This window comes from Cytobacillus firmus, from assembly GCF_023715565.1.
GTDB lineage: Bacteria > Bacillota > Bacilli > Bacillales > Cytobacillaceae > Cytobacillus > Cytobacillus firmus_C.
Genome location: NZ_JAMBOJ010000002.1, coordinates 81,311 through 101,560 on the forward strand (window position 1 = coordinate 81,311; position 20,250 = coordinate 101,560).

A 20,250-nucleotide genomic window follows, 5' to 3' on the forward strand; every position below is an offset into this window, starting at 1 on the left:
AAGAAAGAGGGCTGATAGACATGGATGTTGTAACAATCGGGGAAACGATGGCTCTTTTTACACCGAATGAGGAAGGAATGCTGCGACATGCCCATTCTTTTTCATTGAAATTTGGAGGGGCAGAGTCCAATGTCGCCATCGGATTGAGCCGTCTCGGACACCGCTCGAGATGGATCAGCCGTATTGGGGCGGATGAATTTGGTGATGCAATGCTGTCATTCATCCGCGGCGAAGGAGTGGATGTTTCTTATGTGACGCGCGATCAAGATGCCCCGACTGGCATATTTTTTAAAGAGTTCAGGCGCTTGAAAGACACTCGTGTCTATTATTATAGAAAAGATTCTGCAGCCAGCCGTATGGATGCCGGCTGGCTTTCGGAAAAGTCTATTTTGGATGCTGAGTATCTTCATCTTACTGGCATAACACCAGGGCTCAGCCCTTCATGCCGGGAGATGTTTGAAAAAGCAATCAGGATAGCAAAAGGAAATGGAACGAAAATCGTTTTTGATCCGAACCTCCGTTTGAAAATTTGGCGTGATGAAGCAGAAGCACGGCAATTTCTGAAAAAATATGCTTCTGAAAGTGATATAGTCCTCCCGGGGATTTCCGAAGCAGAGTTTTTATTTGGCACATTTTCACCCGAGGAATATGTGGAGAAATTTCACGATCTTGGAATCGAAACAGTCATTATGAAATTGGGAAAAGAAGGATCACTGATTTCATCTTCAGGTTTGGTGAAGGAAATTCCAGGCTTTACAGTTGAGCGGGTAATCGATCCGGTTGGAGCGGGTGATGCATTTGCTGCTGGTGTCCTTTCAGGGCTGCTTGACGGAAAAACACTGGAAGAAGCAGCACTGCAGGGCAACGCGATGGGAGCCATGGCAACAATGGTGAATGGCGATTCAGAAGGCTTGCCTACTCGATCAGATCTTGCTTCCTTTATGAATGGGAGCCTTGAAGATGTAACGAGATAAAAAGGAGGGAAACTGTGGGTAAGTTAGAAGAGTTAAAAAAGAGCAAAATTGTTGCGGTTATTCGCGGTGCACGCCAGGATCAGATTTTGCCCATTGCTCATGCGCTGCTGGCCGGCGGTGTCAGTGCATTTGAGATAACCGTAGAAACACCAAAAGTCTGCTCGTTAATAGAACAAGTAAAAAAAGAGTTTGGAAACCGGGCAATCGTAGGGGCAGGGACCGTGCTTGATCCTGAAACAGCGCGTGCTGTCATTATGTCTGGGGCGGAGTTCATTTTTTCGCCAAGCGTTAATACGGAAACTATTAAACTGACGAAACGTTACGGTGTCCTTAGTATTCCAGGCGCCCTTACCCCAACTGAAATCCTGACAGCCTATGAAAATGGCGGGGATATTATTAAGGTGTTCCCGGCTGATGTCATGGGTGTTTCTTATTTCAAAAGCCTGCAGGGACCGCTTCGGCAAATCCCGCTGATGCCAACCGGGGGGATAGATGTCAGCAATATCCGGGATTATTTAAAAGCCGGGGCTGCTGCCGCAGGAGTGGGCGGTTCGTTAGTAAATGCAAAAAAGCTAAATTCGGATGAGGATTATTTGAAACTGACTGAAAAGGCGAAGGAATTTTCCGAGATAATAAACCTCTGAATTATTGGCGTTTTCAGAAACTAAATTTAAGTCAAATGGACCTGCAATTAGGATAGATGGAGGTCCTTTGGTTAAATTGTTATTTAAGCTGCTTCCAAACCTCTTGAAAAACCAATTTTAATGGTATTCCGTATTGCTCCGAGATAGCTTTGCAATCACTGAATTCGGGGGCTTGCTGAACAATCTCACCTTGCATCAGCCCCTCTTTAACAGAGACAGCCCCCCATGGGGTTTCGACCTTTCGGAATGTCCGGCCAAGACGATTGACAGAAAGCGGGTAATATCGTAATCCCAATGTGGTGGTTTCTCTAAAAATGATATTCATCATCTCGGATTTCAGCTTATTTTCACACAAAACCTGAAGCATGGTGCCCGGCCGATTTTTCTTCATGTAAATCGGTATATAAAAGACATCATTAGCCCCGGATTGAAACAATAAGTCCATAACATGTCCCAGCCATTCTCCAGGGATGTCGTCCAGATTTACTTCAATTTTGATCATGTCATGATCAGTATGCTCTTGGCCATGCTGCATTTTTTATAAGCCTCCTTAAGTGAATTTTAGATAAAGAAAGGAAGAAATAAATGCAATCTTACACTACACATATTCTAACACAATTAAAAAATGGCCAACTTTCAATTGAGGAAGCTGAAGACCAATTGAAGGGCTTTACAGATTACGGATTTGCAAAAGTGGACGATGAGCGTGAATTCAGACAAGGATTTCCTGAGGTGATCTTTGGGGCTGGTAAAACAACCGAGCAAATTTTACATATATTTAAGCATTTGGTTTATAAGGGGAATACCGTCTTAGCTACAAGGGTTGACGCCAAATCTGCAGAGGAAGTATGCAGGCAGGTGGAGGGAGTTGAGTATGACTCCTCCGGCAGAACACTGCTGTATAAGTCTGAGGGTTATGAGCTGAAGACAGAGAAGAAAATTGGCGTTATCTGTGCAGGAACATCTGACATTCCTGTAGCCCGGGAAGCAGAAGTGACGATTGAAGCTATGGGACATCATTACGCAAGTTTTTATGATATTGGAGTAGCGGGAATTCACCGCTTATTTGCACAAATTGATGATATTAAAAAATGTGATGTTTTGATTGTTGTAGCAGGAATGGAGGGGGCACTTCCCAGTGTTGTCGGGGGCTTGGTCTCTGCTCCGGTTATAGCTGTTCCCACCAGCATAGGATATGGGGCACATTTAAATGGCATTACATCATTGTTAAGCATGCTTAACACATGTGCTTCCGGCGTCACGGTAGTGAATATAGATAATGGATTTGGTGCAGGCTATTCAGCTTCTTTGATGCTAAGAATCTAAACTTTGAAAAAGGGGGTAGCTGTAATGAACATATTATTTATAGATTGTGGTATTTCAGGCATTGCCGGAGATATGTCCCTGGCAGCTTTTACTGAATTGGGCGCCGATTTATCAATTATAGAAAGAAAGCTTAAATCTGTGATCAAAGAAGAGTTTTCGTTAGAAACAAAAAAGGTTGTAAAAAAAGGAATCTCCAGTACGGAATTAGTCATTCATACAGAAGAAGAGAAACACTCCCACCGCCACTATACACACATAAAAAAAGCAATAGAAGAATCAGAACTTGAAGAGACAGAAAAAGAAACTGCCCTAAAATTGTTTGAAACGATAGGGTTAGCTGAGGCTAAAATACATGACAGCACTCTGGAAAAGGTGCATTTCCATGAAGTTGGAGGTGTAGACTCCATGATTGATATTATAGGGACCGCAATTGCTTACAATGCATCAAACATTGAAAAAGTAGTCTGTACTCCGGTTGCTGCAGGAAATGGATATATCAATATTGCGCATGGACTTTATCCTGTGCCTGCCCCGGCAACATTGGAAATTCTAAAAGATATTCCTCTGCGGAGAACTGACATTCAAAGTGAATTGACGACACCCACTGGTGCTGCCATTGTCCGTACCCTGGCCAGTGAGTTTGGCAGCATGCCTTCCATGAAAGTCCGGGAAATCGGATATGGTGCGGGAACAAAGGATTTCAAATCCCACCCAAATGTTGTCAGGTTTGTAATTGGAGAGCAATAAGAGGAGGAAGTGTCCAAATGAATATACATAACAGTTTAGTCAAAGAACAAAGGCTGAAGGAAATATTTATAGAGATGGAACGGATTATTATTGCATTTTCAGGAGGGGTAGATAGTACCTACCTATTAAAGGTGGCTTTGGATACTTTAGGCAAAGAAAATGTGCTGGCTATTACAGCTGACTCGGAATCTTTCCCACCTTCCGAGCTCGAAGAAACTATTCGAATTGCCAATGCAATTGATGCCCCGCATCAAATTATCAAGATGTCTGAACTCTCGATTCCCGGATATGCGGAAAATGATTCAAACAGATGCTATTACTGTAAAAAGGGACTGTTTGAGAATTTGTATCCCATTATGATTGAAAAAGGTTATCATAACCTGACTTTTGGCCTCATCAAAGATGATTTAGGAGAACATCGTCCTGGTGTGAAGGCTGCTATCGAAAAAAATGTAAGAGGTCCTCTGGCCGAAGCTGATATAACGAAAGAAGATATTAGAATCCGCTCCAAGGAGCTCGGACTTGATACATGGGACAAACCCTCACTTGCATGCTTATCCTCCAGAATAGCATATGGTGAAGAAATCACCATTGAGAAGCTGAGGAAAGTGGATGAGGCAGAGCAGTTTATTAAGGGATTTGGAATCAAGCAGGTCCGTGTCAGAGTTCACCATGAAATTGCAAGAATTGAAGTTGATCCGTCAGATATGAATGAGCTCTTAAAGTATCATAAAGAAATCTCTGAGGAATTAAAATTGATTGGATTTAAATATACAGCTATGGATCTGGCTGGGTATAAAAGCGGAAGCATGAATAAGTTGCTGGAAGGAACAGCTTTATAATGAAGGAACTTCACTGTATTGGAGAGGGAAAAATGGAATTTTGCAGCTGGGGGAATTTAGATGCTTGAAGGCGGATTATTTTCTATATTATTGCTTGGTTTCACATTAGGAATCAAACATTCAACAGAGCCCGATCACGTTATTGCTGTTTCAACAATTGCAAGCCAGACTAAGCGTTTGGTCCGCTCTTCACTCTCAGGAATCTTTTGGGGGCTGGGGCACACGTTAATGCTCCTGTTAATGGGTATAACGGTTATTGCACTTAATCAGCATATTCCAGGCGCTCTTGCTCTTTCTCTTGAATTAGCAGTGGGCATTATGCTTATATATCTTGGTTTTACTGGCTTTAAGGACAATAAGCAGTTAAAGACGAACACACAGCATTTTCACAAGAAGTCTTTTATCATTGGAGGAATTCATGGCCTGGCTGGAAGTGCAGCTTTAGTTTTATTAACAACCGCACAGGCTCAAACTGAGTTGCAGGCTTTTCTATTCATCCTCATTTTTGGGGCAGGGACAATTATTGGCATGCTGCTCTTTACTACTGTTCTAGGATTGCCCTTTTTGATTACTTCTAAAGCTCAAAAGAAAATACACTTAAACCTTATAAGGATCTCTTCAGCAGCAAGTGTGCTATATGGGGTTTATTATATTTTTGAGGTTGGTAGTGAATTATTTCTTTAAAAGTTTTTGCCTCAGGATTAAATGAAGAAAGCCTATGCTGGGATATTACCGGCATAGGCTTATTTTTTTATGGAATTTTAACTGAGCTAGCCGGTGAATGGGGAGTGCTCTAGGAGTGGATACGCTTTTTGAGCTGGTTTATTTCCATTTCTTGAACCCCGCTCTTTTCGCTGAGGTGAACGATATCAATTTTTGTGCCTTTTATTGAATCAGAGATGATGTTAAAAGTCTCTTCATGCTGATCCAGCTTTGTTTCAATGTGTTTAAAATGGCTTCTGAATTCGGTCGCATTGTTCACAATCTGTTCAGAAAGTCTTTCTACGCTAATTTCAACATTCCCAAGCCTGTTCTCAACATTCCCAAGCCTGTTCTCAACATTCCCAAGTCTATTCTCAACATTCTCAAGGCTGTTCTCAACATTCCCAAGCCTGTTCTCAACATTCCCAAGTCTATTCTCAACATTCTCAAGGCTGTTCTCAACATTCTCAAGCCTGTTCTCAACATTCTCAAGGCTGTTCTCAACATTTCCAATTCTGCATTTTACATCTGAGATTTCATGGTCAATCGAATCAAACCTCTCATCCATTCCATCAAACCTCTTGGAATGGTCCTTCAATGTATTTAAAATTTCATTAAGAATCTTCTCCAATTTTCTCACCTCCTTTTCGACATTATACCACATGCCTCTGCATTTCATGCTGATCAGAAGGCGGACTTGAGTATCCTTCTACAATGTTCATAAACCTTTCACACGTTAATATTGCCTGATAAATTAAACGCTTTTATCGCAACATAATGAAAAGGCGGAGAATAGTCCTTTAATACGGCAGTTCAATGGCATTTACAGGCCACAAACTCCATGCTATACTCACTGACGGTAAAAATGGAATGTCAGTTTGTGTAAAGATCGGGACACCGGAGGGAGAAGAAATGGGCAAATATAGAAGAGGCTATACTAATAGTACAAAAGCGGAGAGATTGCTGGAGTATTTATACGTTTTGATAGGGTCAGGTATTGTAGCGGTCGCATTTAATGTGTTCTTGCTTCCCAATCGGATTGCTTCAGGGGGGGTAAGCGGAATCAGTACGGTCCTGGATGCAGTTGTTGGCTGGGAGCCTGCTTATGTACAGTGGGCATTTAATATACCGCTTTTTATTGCTGGTGTGCTGCTGCTTGGAAAACAATTTGGAGCAAAGACTCTGGCCGGGACAATTTTCCTGCCGCTTGTTGTTTTTCTGACGAAGGAATATGAGCCATGGACATCCGACCCGCTGCTCGCATCTCTGTTTGGCGGAATTGGCGTAGGCCTTGGTTTAGGAATTGTTTTCAGGGGTAAAGCATCTACAGGAGGGACAGACCTTGCAGCACAGATTATTAACAAGTATACAGGTTTGTCCCTTGGTACTTGTGTTGCGATAATCGATGGATTGATCGTATTGTCTGCTGCGATTATTTTTGACATAGAGCAGGGCCTGTATGCCTTGATTGCTTTATATGTAACAAGTAAAACCATTGATCTGATCCAGCTTGGTTTCAGCCGGACAAAGATGGCTTTAATCATTACTCAAAAACAAAGTGAAGTTCGTGAAGGAATTTTGAATAAAATTGACCGTGGTGTGACAAAACTATCAGCATACGGTGGTTATACCGACCATGAACGTCCGGTCCTGATGTGTGTGGTGGATCAGACGGAGTTCACAAAATTGAAACAACTGGTTCAAACCATTGATCCTACTGCATTTATCATTGTCACGGATGCTTCCGAGGTGTTGGGCGAGGGTTTCAAACGAGCGTAGTGTTGGTATAATATAGCTGTACTTAGTATTTTTTCCTGAGGGGGAATTATAGGTGAAGAAGAAGCTATTAGCACTATTGATGGGTACATCTTTAGTTCTTGCAGCCTGCGGCGGCGCAGACGATGCTGCTGACGACAAGGACACTTCTACAAACGGCGGCGGTGAAACAACAACTGATACGGCTGACGCTGGCGATGCACAAAAGCTTTTTGAGCAGAAATGTTCAAGCTGCCACGGTGCAAATCTTGAAGGCGGTGTAGGGCCTGCACTTGATAAAGTTGGTGCAAACCTATCAAAGGAAGATATTGAAAACATTATTGAAAACGGTAAAGGAGCTATGCCAAAAGGATTGCTTCAGGGAGAAGAAGCTTCTGCTGTAGCATCTTGGCTAGCGGGCAAGAAATAATAAGATAAAATAAAAACGCTCTGTTTAGCAGAGTGTTTTTATTTTTTCCCTAAGCGTTCAATTTACGGCTTAAGTTAGAGCGTTAATATACAACTTGACATAATTTATGACAAATATCGAGTGAAAGCAATATGAAAAAAGAAGGAAAAATCAGTCGAATAAAAGAAATTTACACTAGTATATTAAAGAAATTCAGGAAAATAGTAACAATAGTATTGGGATTGAAAAGAAACTGTAATATTTTTTTCCGTTATTTTGACAACTTATGATGTTATAATGGGTTGTGTGAGAATTTTAGATGGCTAATTAGGTAGTATTTACAAGTATTTTGTCATCCTCTATGTCGAAAGGATGTCGTTTTTTAGCGAAACATGCCGTCTGTTTATTAAAAATTCTTAATACACACTAGATTGCTAGGTGATATATATGATTGAAATGAAAGACGTATATAAGAGATATCCCAATGGCGTTACAGCAGTCAGCGGGATTGATATCCATATTAAGCAAGGTGAGTTTGTTTATGTAGTAGGACCGAGTGGTGCCGGTAAATCCACTTTTATCAAAATGATGTACCGGGAAGAAAAGCCTTCGAGCGGAACGATCACCATTGACGGAGTGAATCTGGCTGCATTAAAGAATACAAAAGTGCCGCTGATGCGCCGTAAAATCGGGGTTGTTTTCCAGGACTTTAAGCTACTCCCAACTTTGACTGTTTATGAGAATGTTGCTTTTGCTCTTGAAGTTATTGAAGAGCATCCGAAGAATATTAAAAAACAAGTCATGGAAACTTTGGAGCTTGTAGGTTTAAAGCATAAAGCAAGAATGCTTCCCACCGAACTGTCAGGCGGGGAGCAGCAGCGTGTTTCCATCGCCAGATCAATCGTAAACTCTCCGAAAGTCGTGATAGCGGACGAGCCTACAGGAAACCTTGACCCGGATACCTCATGGGAAATCATGAACATCTTTGATGAAATCAACACGAGAGGAACGACTGTGGTCATGGCAACTCATAATAAAGAAATTGTCAACACAATTAAGCACCGCGTTATTGCCATTGAAGGCGGAAGGATTGTACGTGACGAGCAAAGAGGTGATTACGGCTATGAAAGCTAGAACATTGGGCCGGCACTTCCGTGAAAGTTTTAAAAGTCTCGGGCGAAACGGCTGGATGACATTTGCTTCGGCAAGTGCGGTCACAGTAACCCTCATTTTAGTTGGCGTATTTTTCGTCATTATGATGAATCTCAACAAGGTGGCTACAACCATTGAAGAGGATGTGGAAATCCGCATTCACATCGATGTTGCTGCAAATGAGCAGGATCAGGAAGTATTACGGCAAAAAGTCGAAGGAATACCCGAAGTCGAAACAGTTGAATTTTCAAATAAGGAAGAAGAGCTTGATAGCTTAATAAACAGCCTTGGTGAAGAAGGCGAAGCCTTCAAACTGTTCGAACAGGATAATCCTCTGAACGATGTATTTATCGTAAAGACGAAAAACCCGGCAGATACAATGAAAGCTGCAAAGCAGATTGAGAAAATGGAATATGCGTCTAAAGTAAAATATGGGCAGGGACAGGTTGAAAAACTATTCAACTTTATCAATGCCGGCCGAAATGTTGGCCTTGTGCTGATTATCGGCCTATTATTTACTGCCATGTTCCTGATTTCCAATACCATTAAAATTACGATTATGTCACGAAGAAAAGAAATTGAGATTATGAGATTGGTAGGAGCAACCAACTCGTTCATCAGATGGCCATTCTTTCTTGAAGGTTTATGGCTTGGATTGCTTGGATCCATTATTCCAATTGCGCTTGTTTCATCAGCATATTATTACGCCTATGATTACTTAGCCCCAAAGCTTGAAGGACATTTTGTCAAGCTGTTGGAGTTTAGTCCGTTTGTCTATCAGATTTCCGGGCTTCTTATCCTGATGGGTGCTCTCATTGGTGTATGGGGAAGCTTGATGTCAGTCAGAAAGTTCCTGAAAGTTTAAACCAAATCAAAGAAGGCCCTGCGGTGGGGGAAACCTGTCCAGGAGCCTTCAAGCTTTATCATTATATTAGACGATTCAGAGTAGCTAAACGTTTCAGACTTGGATGAAATATAGAACGATTAACCTGTACATATGGTGTTCATTGAAAGGAGAAATCGGAAATTGAAGAAATCCATCATCACCTTATCATTGGCTGCCGTTCTGGGTTTTGGCAGCATAACAGTGGGGATGCCTGTTGAGAAGGCGTCTGCAGCAAATAAACTAAACGATTTAAACAGTCAAAAGAACCAAATTAACGAAAAGCGTTCTGGAGTAGAGTCGAAATTAAACAGTACAGATAAAAAGATCGGCGAAAACCAGAGCGAGCAGCAATCTGTAAACAATGAGATTGAGCGTCTGGATAAAGCGATCAGTGATGCTTTAGCTAAAATTGAAGAAAAGAATCAAGAGATTGCAGATACTAAAAAGGAAATTGAGAAACTAGAAGCAGAAATTAAAGTATTAGTAGAGCGCATCAAAAAGCGTAATGAGTTATTAAAAGATCGTGCACGTAACTACCAGGAAACTGGCGGAATGGTGAGTTATATTGATGTTTTAATGGGTGCGCAGAGCTTTGGAGATTTTGTTGAACGTGTTGGAGCGGTGGCAACAATCGTAGAAGCTGACCAGGATATTCTAAAAGCGCATCAAGCTGATAAAGACGAGCTTGAGAAAAAACAGAATCAGGTAAAAGAAGAGCTAGCCTCTTTAGAAACAATGCGTGCCGAGCTTGAAGGCATGAAAAAGAGCTTAAACGCTCAAAAAGCGGAGAAAGATAAACTACTTGCATCCCTAAAGCATAAAGAAAAGGAAATGCATGCCCACAAGCTTGAACTGTCTGAAGAAAAAGAGATTCTTGCAGCGCAGGAAGCGGCAATTCAAAAAGCGATCAAACTGGAGAAGGAAAGACAGGCAGAAGCAGCAAGACAAGCTGAACTTGCAAAACAAAAGGCTGCAGCAGAAGCAGCTAAAGCAGCTAAAAAGAGCAATTCTCCATCAGCAGGAAGTGGCTCATCATCTGACAGCGGCTCATCAGGCAGCCCTCAGGTTACACCACCTTCCGTATCAAGCGGTGTATGGACAAAACCTGCTTCAGGAAGACTTTCCTCTGGTTTTGGGGGTCGTTCATTAGGTAATCACTTTGGAGTAGACATTGCTTCAGGCGGCACAGTTCCGATTGTGGCGGCAGCAGATGGGGTTGTCATCCGTTCTTATTACTCCAGCAGCTATGGAAATGCGATTTTCATTGCTCACTCTATAGACGGACAAACTTACACTACCGTTTATGCTCATATGAGTAGCCGTATTGTTGGCTCTGGCCAGACTGTTTCTAAAGGTCAGCAAATCGGCGTCATGGGTAATACCGGACAATCTTACGGCCAGCATTTACACTTTGAACTTCACAGAGGTTCTTGGAATGCAGGCAAAACAAATGCAATCAATCCAATTGGCATCGTGCCTATTTAAAAAATGTCGTTAAGTGGAAGGAGCATAGCTTCTTCCACTTTTCTTTTACCCGAAAAGAGGGTCTTTAATCCTATGAGCCATTTGTTTTTAAAATAGTCTCAAGCAAAAGAAATCATAACTCGTCCATCCCCTACATAGAATGAAATAAGCGAAGACATCCCGCTCCCTTTGCGGGCTGTTTTTATTTACTTAAAAATCGGGGAAGACCGCTGACGCTGAAAATACAGGAAACGCAGCAAACTGGAAAGGGAGATGACGATGAGCAGAAAGTGGATCGCCGTTCTGATGACGGGATCATTGCTGACAGGAGCTGGCGGTACATATGCAGGCATGCAATGGCTGGCAAAGGAAGCTCCGCAGACAGGAGCCCCAAATCAATTAATAGATTCCAAAGAAAACGGAAAACAAGTGGATCAAGAGAAGATAGAAAAGATGGAAACAGCCTATCAGCTGATTTTAAATAGCTATGTGGAAAAAGTAGGAGAAAAGCAGCTTGTGGAGGGAGCCATCCAAGGCATGCTTGCAACCCTCGAAGACCCATACTCAGTTTATATGGATGAAAAAACGGCAAAACAATTCAGTGATACATTGGAATCTTCTTTTGAAGGGATCGGTGCAGAAGTCAGCATGGAGGACGGGAAAATCATTATTGTGGCGCCTTTTAAGGATTCACCGGCTGAAAAGGCGGGCCTGAAGCCAAAAGACGAAATCTTAAAAGTGGATGGGGAAAGTGTGAAGGGTCTTGATTTATATAAAGCGACCATGAAGATCCGCGGTAAAAAAGGCACAAAGGTAGAGCTTGAAGTTGCGCGCCAGGGACTAAAAGAGCCTTTAAAGGTAGAAGTAAAAAGAGATGAGATTCCTCAAATTACTGTTTACTCTGAAATCAAGAAGGAAAGAGGAAAAGAGATAGGGTATCTGGAGATCACCTCCTTTTCCGAAGATACATCGAAAGAATTTGCGAAACAGCTGACTGAAATGGAACAGAAGGGGATTGAAGGGCTTGTTATTGATGTGCGCGGAAATCCCGGTGGCCTCCTGACCTCTGTTCAGGAAATCCTGAAGGAATTAGTTACGGCTGACAAACCCTATTTGCAGATTGAGAAGCGGAACGGTGAGAAAATGAGATATTTTTCCACACTTGAAAAGCCAAAAAGTTATCCGATTGCCGTTCTTGTGGATAAAGGAAGTGCCTCTGCCTCGGAGATTCTTGCCGGCGCCCTGAAGGAAGCGGAGGATTACGCCATTATCGGTGAGAAATCATTTGGAAAAGGGACAGTTCAGCAGCCTGTTCCGATGGGGGACGGCAGCAATATCAAACTCACATTATTTAAATGGCTGACGCCGGACGGAAACTGGATTCATAATAAAGGAATCCAGCCTACCCTTGAGGTGAAACAGCCGGACATCTATCAAACTCATCCTTTGCAGGTGGATAAGCCTTTGACAAAGGATATGAATAATGAAATGGTGAAGAATGCACAGGGAATTCTGGCGGGTCTGGGATATGCCCCGGGCAGGACAGATGGCTATTTCAATGCTTCCACTGAAGCAGCAGTGAAAGTCTTTCAGCAGCAAAAAGAGCTTGAAGCAACCGGCCGAATAGACAAAAAAACCGCAGCAGCGCTCGAACAGGCCGCCATCGAAGAAATGAAAAAAGAGCAGAACGATCTGCAGCTGCAGACGGCTTTGAGATATGTAGCCAAGTGACACAAATAGTGACAGGCACCACCCGAATTTTGTCGAATGAAGCAGGAGGATTTTTTCCTTCTGCTATTTTTTATTTAAAGTGAGATTGGAATAGGTTTTGTAAGGTGCTTTTGGTAGAATATAGAGTAATAGAGTTTTTCTGTTGTTTTCATAATTCATGAGAATTTAGAAATAGAGGCTGGTGGCAATTTTGATAGAAGAGTGGATTTTTGAGTTTTTAAAGGGAACGGGAAAGCTGTTGTTGAATCCGGTATTTTATTACCTGTTTTTTGTGGCAGCCTTTTTAGGTATTTCCCGTGTGAAGCGAGAGCGGAAGGACTTTTCGGTCCGTGTTGAAAATGCCTACTTTGAGTTAAGGCAGCTCCTTCCGCTGGGAATTCTGACAGGTCTCGCCGTAAGCGTTGTGATGGTGGGAGCGGGACTAGTCCTGCCGTTGGAGACGATTGTGTTTACTGCTGCACTTACGTTCCTGTGGAGCTTAACGGCAAAAGTGAGGTGGATGGCGCCAGTTTATACGCTGGGTTTTGCCTTTTTCGCCACAATGTTTGCTTTTGAACAGGAGTGGCCATTGCCGTCATTCGCCCAGTCGGCGTCAGATGTTGACTCTTCCATCTTTCCATCTATCGCTGTTCTTCTTGCTCTTCTGGTGATTGCAGAAGGCTTCCTGATTATAAGAAACGGCCGAAAAGGCACATCTCCAAGACTTGTAAAGAGCAAAAGAGGACAAACTATCGGCATTCACGAGTCCAAAAGGATCTGGATGGTGCCTGTGTTTCTATTGATTCCGGGAGAGGCGCTGCAGTTGCCGTTTGAGTGGTGGCCAATGATATCGATTGGCGGTGAAACGTATTCACTTATTCTTGTTCCGTTTTCAATCGGATTTCATCAGCGAATCCAAGGCACGCTTCCTAAAGAGGCAACAGCCCTGCTGGGACAAAGAATAAGCGTGTTTGGCATACTGTTATTACTTATATCAGCTGCAGGCTATTGGTATCCGCTTGCTGCTGTGGGTGCAGCGGCACTTGCGATCATCGGACGTGAATTCATCTCGCTCCGCCAGAAAATGGCAGAGGATCAGGCCCCATTTTATTTTTCCAAACGCAATCAGGGAATCATGGTACTCGGCGTAGTTCCCGATTCACCAGCTGATAAAATGTCTCTTGGAGTGGGAGAGGTTGTTACAAAAGTCAATGGCGTGAAAATCCAGGATGAGAAAGGCTTTTATGAGGCTCTGCAAAAGAACGGCGCTCACTGCAAGCTTGAAGTCTTTGATGTGAACGGGCAGGTTCGTTTCGTTCAGCGTGCTCTCTATGAAGGTGACCATCATGAACTGGGTCTGCTGTTTGTACAGGATGAAAAAAAGTGGGATAGTGAAGCAGTTTAGTGTAGTTTTTCATTAATTACCGGAATGCGTTCGAAATTTACCGGAATGATTTTCAAAATCGACTGGAATCATTCCGTAATTATTAGGAATGTAATTCATTATTAAACGGAATGCAAATAGCCCAATAGATTGTGGGCTGTTTGTTTATTTTCTGAAAAATAAAGAATTGGAACGGTGATAAACTATGGGGAGATTAATACTAATACCACGACCTCAAAATGGAGAAAGTTTAAAAAGCTATTTGTTACGCCTATCAATGGCAAACCATTATGATTCAATTTCGTGGATTTACGAGTTAAGCAATTTAAAAAGAAATAGTACATACCTTTTATCTCCCCATAAAAGTGACTTAAACCACCTATCTGATTTAGTGGGAATCCCATGTAATAAATTATGGAAATTAACTTTTGAAAATGAGTTTAATGATTATTTATCTAAAGATTACTATACTCAATTGATTTATAGGAGCGGAATAATTAATAAGCATTCGAAAGTATGTCCTATTTGTATAACTGGTGATAAATATGAACAAAAAATATGGGATATAAAAATTAACTTAGCTTGTAATAAGCATAAAATTTTACTCATTAATAAGTGCTCAAAATGTCACAACTTAATTTTGTAGAAGAGAAACAATATTGAATATTGTATGTGTGGTTTTCCACTAGGGGATATCCTTAATACATATGGTAAGCTTATTAACCTTTTTTGCCAAGCAATTGACCATCTATTTTGATTATGAGAAATTTAGCAATAAAATTTACAGCACAAATAAAAAATACCAAAAACTAATAATTGATGCATTTGAAATTTTTATGCAGTGGCCAAACAATTATTATGCTCTTTTAAATGATATTCGAAGTTTGCGCATGGATCAAAAAGGATCTAGGCTACAATTATCAGGCGTGTACAAGGTATTCATAGAAAGTTCAGTTTACCTGAATTCTCCTTTCTAAGGGATGAATTTTATAACTTTATGAGAGAAGATAATATAAGGAATCACAAACTAGTTAGATCAAAGACTACTTTAAATGAAGGTTCAAATTTCTTAAATTCAATTAAAATTACAAAATTATTAAAAATGAAACCAAACTCAATAAAGGTGTTAGTTAGAAATGGAATTATAGAAGGTGATTACAAGGATTTTTCGAGTCATGAGCAGTTATTGATTCCAAAAGAATCCGTCGAAAAATATAATGCATTGCATTGGTAAAAGAAAACTTGGGGTTAAAAAAAATTCAATATTAAAAAGGAAACAGGTTTGGTTTGTTCTCTTTCATTCCTCATTTATTTAGTAATGGTGAAGTTGAGATAAGAAGCGTAGAATCAATAACTTGGAACCGACCGGAATAAGTTTGGAGCTGTCATTAAAGGCACCTTTTCTTATAGTACTAGAGGGGCAGGTTTATTTAATAAGAAAATAAACTGTTATGGCGTATTGGACCTAAATGTGACATAAAAAGAGACAGGTTTCCCTGTCAATTTACTAAGATTATCTAGCTTGTCAGAAATATCTCTTGGAATTTTCCACTTTTCCTGCTGCTATTTAAGGGATTTATCCAGCCCAAATTACATTTTGGAGTTTAATTTTTCCCCTGGTAAGCCTCGATTTCCGCCTTTTTCCTAACTAAGAACTCTTTTGAAAGATTTGCTAAGTAAAATCCAATAACAATACCTATAAAATTTAATATTACATCATCAATATCAACTGATCTTGTTCCAAAATTATTTATATGTAATATATACTGTACAAATTCTATTATTATCGGGGAACCTATCGCTACAGGGAATAAAATTTTCTTGTTTACCTTATTAAAACTTAATAAAAGTAGTATGCCTAATGGTAAAGTTATTAAAATGTTACCTATCACATTAGTGACAGCAACAAAAATGTTTATATGGCCTTGAAAAAGATCCATAGTATAAGTAAAGATAGTTTTAAGAGGTACTAGGTTCAAACGTAAATAATTTAAAGTAGCAACTGGCATTAACCAAACTATGAAAATCAAATAGTTTAAATATGTTATTGATAATAATCTAATCGCTTCAACAATCGGGTTTATCGGGTATTTTTTTTTAAAAAGTAGTCTAATAAATATATATATGGAGCATGAAGGAATTACTAAATATAATAAAACGTCAAATAGCCAATTCATACTATTTCCTCTTTTGGATAATTTATTTAGTAGAAGAAGGTTCCAGAAAAGGAACCTTCTTTTATTTATTGATTTATTGTACCGCTACCTTTAATGCTGTATCCAGTAGAGTCAGATTTAAATACAGATACTACATAATCTCCAGAGCTAATAGTTCCAAACGATTTTGTGTAAGATGATCCATTAGCTGGAATTCCTGAAACGGCATATGCTTTTAAAAATTTTGATAAATTAACTTGATAATCTGATTTTGTTGACTGGACACTTCCACTTGAATTGTATGTATTTGCTTTAACTGTAGTTTTCGCAGTTGCAGCCTTTAAAGAGTGTTTTGTACTTCCGGTAACACTAGACCGAATGTCAAAACTGTAGGAACCGCTATATGCAGCAGCTATACTAGGTAAAGCTAAGGAACTAACTAACAAACTAGATAATACCATTTTTTTACCGAATTTCACAACTACCATTCCCTTCTATTAAATTAACATTTTTTTACTGCTTTTACATATTATTATAAAATAATACATTTTTAAACATATAATTTCAATATTATGGTAGAATTAGATTTGTTTTTAATTTACAGTGGAGGGCAAACAAGGAATGTCAGAAATTATTAGAGCTAATGAAATTTACAAAACATATAATACCTATAACAATCAAAGTATTTTAAAAAAATATACAGTTTTCTATAAGTAAAGGAGAAATCAGCATAATTGAAGGAAAAAGTGGATCAGGTAAATCCACTTTGTTAAGTATATTAGGGGGTATGGAACAACCTACAAAAGGGAAGGTATACTACAATAATCATTCGCTATATGATTTATCTGATTATGAACAATCAAAAATACGAGGCGAAAAGTTTGGTTTTATTTTTCAGTCCTTCCAATTAATCCCGGAATTAACAGCTAAAGAGAACATTGAATTACCTTTGGAGTTTATTGGTAATAATAAATCCGAATGGAAGGTTTTTGAATTGGCTGAAGAACTGGGTATAAAATATCAATTAGATAAAAAACCTCCTTTTTTATCTGGTGGGGAACAACAGAGAGTTGCTATCGCAAGGGCGTTAATTACATCACCAGAAGTCATTTTTGCTGATGAGCCTACAGGAAATCTCGATGAAAATACCAGTAAGGTAATAGTCAATTTACTTACCAAATTATGTTTACAGCAGCATGTATCACTAGTTGTGGTTACTAACAGCTTCAAAGGATGATTTTAAAATATTTGCACAAGGCTTCGCTCGTAAACTCATTCGAACATACTATTCAATGGTAATGGTACGTTCTCAGATTTGGACGACACGTCTTCACGACCAGTGTGATGTCTTTATTCACCATTTCCCAGAAAAAGAATCAATTATTCGTACACTGCTAAATTGGATAGATGAGCCTCCGACGGACCGAGAGGCTGTGTATGAGTTGTTTAAGAGTGAGGGTGAATGGGCTAGTGCAAACTTTTCGATGGCCCATTATCCAATTCTGTCCGTTCAAAGCAGTTCTTAAAGCTTTTGAAAAAGGAGGAGGGCGAGTATGAATCAATGATTCAGCGGGTATGCAGGCAGCTTGCTGACGCTGGACTATACGGAGAAAGTTAAATGAGTGGGACTTAGTTGAAAGTCAAGCATTTAAGTGAGGTTTGAATGTTCGGAAAATAACTGGTACAAGGAACTGCCACTCTTTATGGCGGATTTTTTTATGAGCAATATCTCTCTGTACTATTACTCAATTCCTGAATGGCACGATTTAATAGTCTAAAATCATGAAGTATTTGCTTTTTAATTCTCGTATCCTTACAGCGTTCTAAATCCTGCATCAATTGCTCCAATTCCTTTTTAAACATATCAATTGTATTCATTTCAGTTCACCTCTGGAGTCCCTTTCTAATGGTATGGTTACTACTACCCTTACTGCAAAAGAGTAAACCTGGTTTATAGTTATAATTACCTAAAAATTGTATAGGTATTATTTCCTTGAAATCAGCCGTTGATTTACATATATTAACTGTTAATCAAAAATCACTTGAAACCTTTTCAAATGAAACACGTAATAGAAGGTAAGGTCTTCATGGAAGAAAACATCATCAATATGGTATTCTTACATTAACAATTTAAAGAGAAAAGGTGACAATGTGGCAAAGAAAAAACTGCATTACTGGACTTTGCAATTACTGATAATTTTAACAATCATCTATGTATCAACAAAAATTTCTTTTCTGTTTTTACCGGTCGGCATCTTTGTATCTACTCTGTTTTTTCCGATCATTATAACGGGATTTCTGTATTTCTTATTGAACCCGCTGGTCAGATTGCTGCAACGCTATAAGGTGCCAAGAACGGTAGCTATTTTAATCATTTATGCAGCTGTTATCGGTTTAGTGACGCTTGTGATTGGCAACATTGCGCCTCTTATCAGCAGACAGGTTACTGAATTATTCAATGATCTGCCGGGATATGCGAAAACGACAAGAGACTTTGTTAATTCAATGTCTAACACCGAAGAGTTTAAGTGGTTTTTGGCACAGGACTACATATCGATACAAGAAATTGAAGCACGCATTATGGATTATGCCAATACCCTCCCAAGCCGATTGACACAGGGAGTAGCGGGCATTGTCAGCCTGATCACGAATATTGCGATCACGATTGTAACGGTGCCTTTCCTGTTGTTTTATATGTTCAAAGATGGCGATAAGTTTCCTGCCGCCGTTTCGAAGTTTCTTCCTGTTGCTTACAGAGAAGAAGGAGTTAAAACCCTTAAGGAAACAGGTGAAACCCTTTCTTCTTACATTCAGGGGCAGATTACTGTGGCGCTGTTTGTGGGGACACTATCATTTATTGGTTATTTAATCATCGATCTGCCTTATGCGCTGGTTATGGCGCTGATTGTGGCCATCACTAATATCATTCCATATGTTGGACCATTTCTTGGCGGTGCACCTGCCGTAATCGTCGCACTTTTTGACTCGCCGACTAAGGCTCTTCTGGTTGTCGTGGTCATCGTGATTGCCCAGCTGGTCGAAGGAAACGTGCTATCACCGCTGATTCTCGGAAAAACCTTAAACACACATCCGGCCACGATCATTATCCTATTGCTGGTTGCAGGCAATCTTGCCGGAATTCTTGGCATGATTCTGGCGATTCCTACCTATGCTGTGACTAAAACAATTGTTTTAAATACAATAAAGTTTTTAAGGGCGAGGAAAGCAGCTCGGCTTGAGGAATCGGTTACGTGATGATAAGAATGCTCCTTTGCGGAAAGGGGCTTTTTGCTGTATTTGTATATAAAGTTATAATGAAAATAAAACGAAAGCAGTGATCCCCATGTGTCTAATCCTTTTTGCATACAAAGTACATCCGACATATAAGCTGATTGTTGCAGCCAATCGCGACGAATTTTACGAGCGTCCTACTGCACCTGCACATTATTGGGAGGACCATCCACACATTCTCGCCGGACGGGATTTGAGGAAAATGGGAACGTGGATGGGTATCACTACAAATGGAAGCTTTGCAGCTCTGACAAATTACCGTGATCCGAATGAAGTGACAGAAGGCAAGATGTCGAGGGGAGATTTGGTGGCGGATTTTTTAAAGGGCAATGCTTCACCTGCTGACTTTATGAACAGAGCATCTGAACATCGCAGTAATTATCCCGGCTACAATCTGCTGGCAGGCAATTTGGAGGATCTCTTTTATTATTCGAACGTGAAGGATCGTATAGAGAAGCTTCAGCCGGGGATATACGGGGTCAGCAATCATGTGCTGGATACAGAATGGCCAAAGGTGAAAAAAGGGAAGGAGGGCTTATCTGCTCTATTAGAAAATGCAGACGGGGACTTAACAGAAGGCCTGTTTGCAATTCTCCGGAATACTGACCCTGCCCCGGATGAGTTATTTCCGAAAACAGGAGTTTCTCTTGAATGGGAAAGAATTCTATCTCCTTTATTTATCAAAAGTGATGGCTACGGAACCAGGAGTTCAACTGTGCTGCTGATGTCAGAGGATGAAATTTTTTACAAGGAAAGGGTTCAGATTGGGGATGAGAGGCAGGAACAGGACTTTATCCTTTAAAAAAGA

Annotated in this window: 23 protein-coding genes and 1 pseudogene; 19 read left to right on the forward strand and 5 right to left on the reverse strand. The window is 40.3% G+C overall.

Annotated features, from left to right (window positions below; genetic code table 11):
* Positions 1 to 20: 20 nt before the first annotated feature.
* On the forward strand, positions 21 to 974 hold the full coding sequence (locus M3205_RS01235) for a sugar kinase (RefSeq protein WP_251168256.1): 954 nt from the start codon (positions 21 to 23) through the stop codon (positions 972 to 974).
* Positions 975 to 988: 14 nt separating this feature from the next.
* On the forward strand, positions 989 to 1,618 hold the full coding sequence (locus M3205_RS01240) for a bifunctional 4-hydroxy-2-oxoglutarate aldolase/2-dehydro-3-deoxy-phosphogluconate aldolase (protein ID WP_251168257.1): 630 nt from the start codon (positions 989 to 991) through the stop codon (positions 1,616 to 1,618).
* Between the two features lie 79 nt (positions 1,619 to 1,697).
* Here the strand turns inward: M3205_RS01240 and larC2 are convergent, their stop codons facing one another.
* Entirely contained in the window at positions 1,698 to 2,153 is a 456-nt protein-coding gene (gene larC2 / locus M3205_RS01245) for a nickel pincer cofactor biosynthesis protein LarC2 (RefSeq protein ID WP_251168258.1), read from the reverse strand.
* 50 nt (positions 2,154 to 2,203) lie between these two features.
* Between larC2 and larB the strand changes: the two genes are divergently transcribed.
* From larB to M3205_RS01265, 4 genes are read left to right on the forward strand one after another with little or no spacing between them, the layout of a single operon-like run.
* Entirely contained in the window at positions 2,204 to 2,944 is a 741-nt protein-coding gene (larB, locus tag M3205_RS01250) for a nickel pincer cofactor biosynthesis protein LarB (RefSeq protein WP_251168259.1), read from the forward strand.
* Between the two features lie 24 nt (positions 2,945 to 2,968).
* Positions 2,969 to 3,691: a nickel pincer cofactor biosynthesis protein LarC gene (larC, locus tag M3205_RS01255; RefSeq protein WP_251168260.1), complete on the forward strand. Its 723-nt coding sequence runs from the start codon at positions 2,969 to 2,971 to the stop codon at positions 3,689 to 3,691.
* Positions 3,692 to 3,708: 17 nt separating this feature from the next.
* Positions 3,709 to 4,533, forward strand: a complete 825-nt coding sequence (gene larE / locus M3205_RS01260) for an ATP-dependent sacrificial sulfur transferase LarE (RefSeq protein ID WP_251168261.1) — start codon at positions 3,709 to 3,711, stop codon at positions 4,531 to 4,533.
* A gap of 60 nt (positions 4,534 to 4,593) precedes the next feature.
* Positions 4,594 to 5,217: a HoxN/HupN/NixA family nickel/cobalt transporter gene (locus M3205_RS01265; RefSeq protein WP_251168262.1), complete on the forward strand. Its 624-nt coding sequence runs from the start codon at positions 4,594 to 4,596 to the stop codon at positions 5,215 to 5,217.
* A gap of 109 nt (positions 5,218 to 5,326) precedes the next feature.
* Here M3205_RS01265 and M3205_RS01270 read toward each other — a convergent pair whose 3' ends face one another.
* Positions 5,327 to 5,866: a hypothetical protein gene (locus tag M3205_RS01270; protein ID WP_251168263.1), complete on the reverse strand. Its 540-nt coding sequence runs from the start codon at positions 5,864 to 5,866 to the stop codon at positions 5,327 to 5,329.
* 281 nt (positions 5,867 to 6,147) lie between these two features.
* Here M3205_RS01270 and M3205_RS01275 point away from each other — a divergent pair, with 281 nt between their 5' ends.
* The 9 genes from M3205_RS01275 (at position 6,148) to M3205_RS01310 (ending at position 15,229) form a co-directional block, all read left to right on the forward strand.
* A complete protein-coding gene (locus M3205_RS01275; protein ID WP_251168308.1) occupies positions 6,148 to 7,014 on the forward strand; it encodes a YitT family protein in 867 nt (288 codons plus the stop codon).
* A 52-nt stretch (positions 7,015 to 7,066) separates the two neighbouring features.
* Positions 7,067 to 7,420, forward strand: a complete 354-nt coding sequence (gene cccB, locus M3205_RS01280) for a cytochrome c551 (protein WP_251168264.1) — start codon at positions 7,067 to 7,069, stop codon at positions 7,418 to 7,420.
* Positions 7,421 to 7,846: 426 nt separating this feature from the next.
* Positions 7,847 to 8,533 carry a cell division ATP-binding protein FtsE gene (gene ftsE, locus M3205_RS01285; protein ID WP_251168265.1) on the forward strand — a complete coding sequence of 229 codons (687 nt, stop codon included), beginning with the start codon at positions 7,847 to 7,849 and terminating at the stop codon, positions 8,531 to 8,533.
* Positions 8,523 to 9,416 carry a permease-like cell division protein FtsX gene (ftsX, locus tag M3205_RS01290; RefSeq protein WP_251168266.1) on the forward strand — a complete coding sequence of 298 codons (894 nt, stop codon included), beginning with the start codon at positions 8,523 to 8,525 and terminating at the stop codon, positions 9,414 to 9,416. Before ftsE ends, ftsX begins: the two co-directional genes overlap by 11 nt.
* A 162-nt stretch (positions 9,417 to 9,578) precedes the next feature.
* On the forward strand, positions 9,579 to 10,922 hold the full coding sequence (locus M3205_RS01295) for a murein hydrolase activator EnvC family protein (protein WP_251168267.1): 1,344 nt from the start codon (positions 9,579 to 9,581) through the stop codon (positions 10,920 to 10,922).
* 258 nt (positions 10,923 to 11,180) lie between these two features.
* Positions 11,181 to 12,632: a S41 family peptidase gene (locus M3205_RS01300; RefSeq protein WP_251168268.1), complete on the forward strand. Its 1,452-nt coding sequence runs from the start codon at positions 11,181 to 11,183 to the stop codon at positions 12,630 to 12,632.
* Positions 12,633 to 12,822: 190 nt separating this feature from the next.
* Complete coding sequence (locus M3205_RS01305) at positions 12,823 to 14,016, forward strand: PDZ domain-containing protein (protein WP_251168269.1); 1,194 nt, start codon at positions 12,823 to 12,825, stop codon at positions 14,014 to 14,016.
* Positions 14,017 to 14,200: 184 nt separating this feature from the next.
* Positions 14,201 to 14,641, forward strand: a complete 441-nt coding sequence (locus M3205_RS25870) for a TniQ family protein (protein ID WP_396104943.1) — start codon at positions 14,201 to 14,203, stop codon at positions 14,639 to 14,641.
* A 351-nt stretch (positions 14,642 to 14,992) separates the two neighbouring features.
* Positions 14,993 to 15,229, forward strand: a complete 237-nt coding sequence (locus M3205_RS01310) for a hypothetical protein (RefSeq protein ID WP_251168270.1) — start codon at positions 14,993 to 14,995, stop codon at positions 15,227 to 15,229.
* A gap of 370 nt (positions 15,230 to 15,599) precedes the next feature.
* Here M3205_RS01310 and M3205_RS01315 read toward each other — a convergent pair whose 3' ends face one another.
* Together M3205_RS01315 and M3205_RS01320 are read right to left on the reverse strand one after the other, a co-directional pair.
* Positions 15,600 to 16,172, reverse strand: a complete 573-nt coding sequence (locus M3205_RS01315) for a VanZ family protein (RefSeq protein ID WP_251168271.1) — start codon at positions 16,170 to 16,172, stop codon at positions 15,600 to 15,602.
* A gap of 65 nt (positions 16,173 to 16,237) precedes the next feature.
* Positions 16,238 to 16,639 (reverse strand): hypothetical protein, encoded by a 402-nt coding sequence (locus tag M3205_RS01320; RefSeq protein WP_251168272.1) that lies wholly within the window; start codon positions 16,637 to 16,639, stop codon positions 16,238 to 16,240.
* Positions 16,640 to 16,884: 245 nt separating this feature from the next.
* On the opposite strand from M3205_RS01320, the gene M3205_RS01325 reads away from it, so the two are divergent.
* Positions 16,885 to 17,388 (forward strand): ABC transporter ATP-binding protein, encoded by a 504-nt coding sequence (locus M3205_RS01325; RefSeq protein ID WP_251168309.1) that lies wholly within the window; start codon positions 16,885 to 16,887, stop codon positions 17,386 to 17,388.
* Between the two features lie 252 nt (positions 17,389 to 17,640).
* Positions 17,641 to 17,754, forward strand: a pseudogene (locus M3205_RS25785) (sugar phosphate nucleotidyltransferase); the annotation flags it as partial.
* Between the two features lie 113 nt (positions 17,755 to 17,867).
* Here the strand turns inward: M3205_RS25785 and M3205_RS01330 are convergent.
* Positions 17,868 to 18,029: a hypothetical protein gene (locus M3205_RS01330; protein WP_251168273.1), complete on the reverse strand. Its 162-nt coding sequence runs from the start codon at positions 18,027 to 18,029 to the stop codon at positions 17,868 to 17,870.
* Between the two features lie 273 nt (positions 18,030 to 18,302).
* Here M3205_RS01330 and M3205_RS01335 point away from each other — a divergent pair, with 273 nt between their 5' ends.
* Together M3205_RS01335 and M3205_RS01340 are read left to right on the forward strand one after the other, a co-directional pair.
* Positions 18,303 to 19,406, forward strand: coding sequence for an AI-2E family transporter (locus M3205_RS01335; RefSeq protein ID WP_251168274.1), 1,104 nt, complete (start codon positions 18,303 to 18,305; stop codon positions 19,404 to 19,406).
* A gap of 88 nt (positions 19,407 to 19,494) precedes the next feature.
* Positions 19,495 to 20,244, forward strand: coding sequence for an NRDE family protein (locus tag M3205_RS01340; protein WP_251168275.1), 750 nt, complete (start codon positions 19,495 to 19,497; stop codon positions 20,242 to 20,244).
* The last annotated feature ends 6 nt before the right edge of the window (positions 20,245 to 20,250 follow it).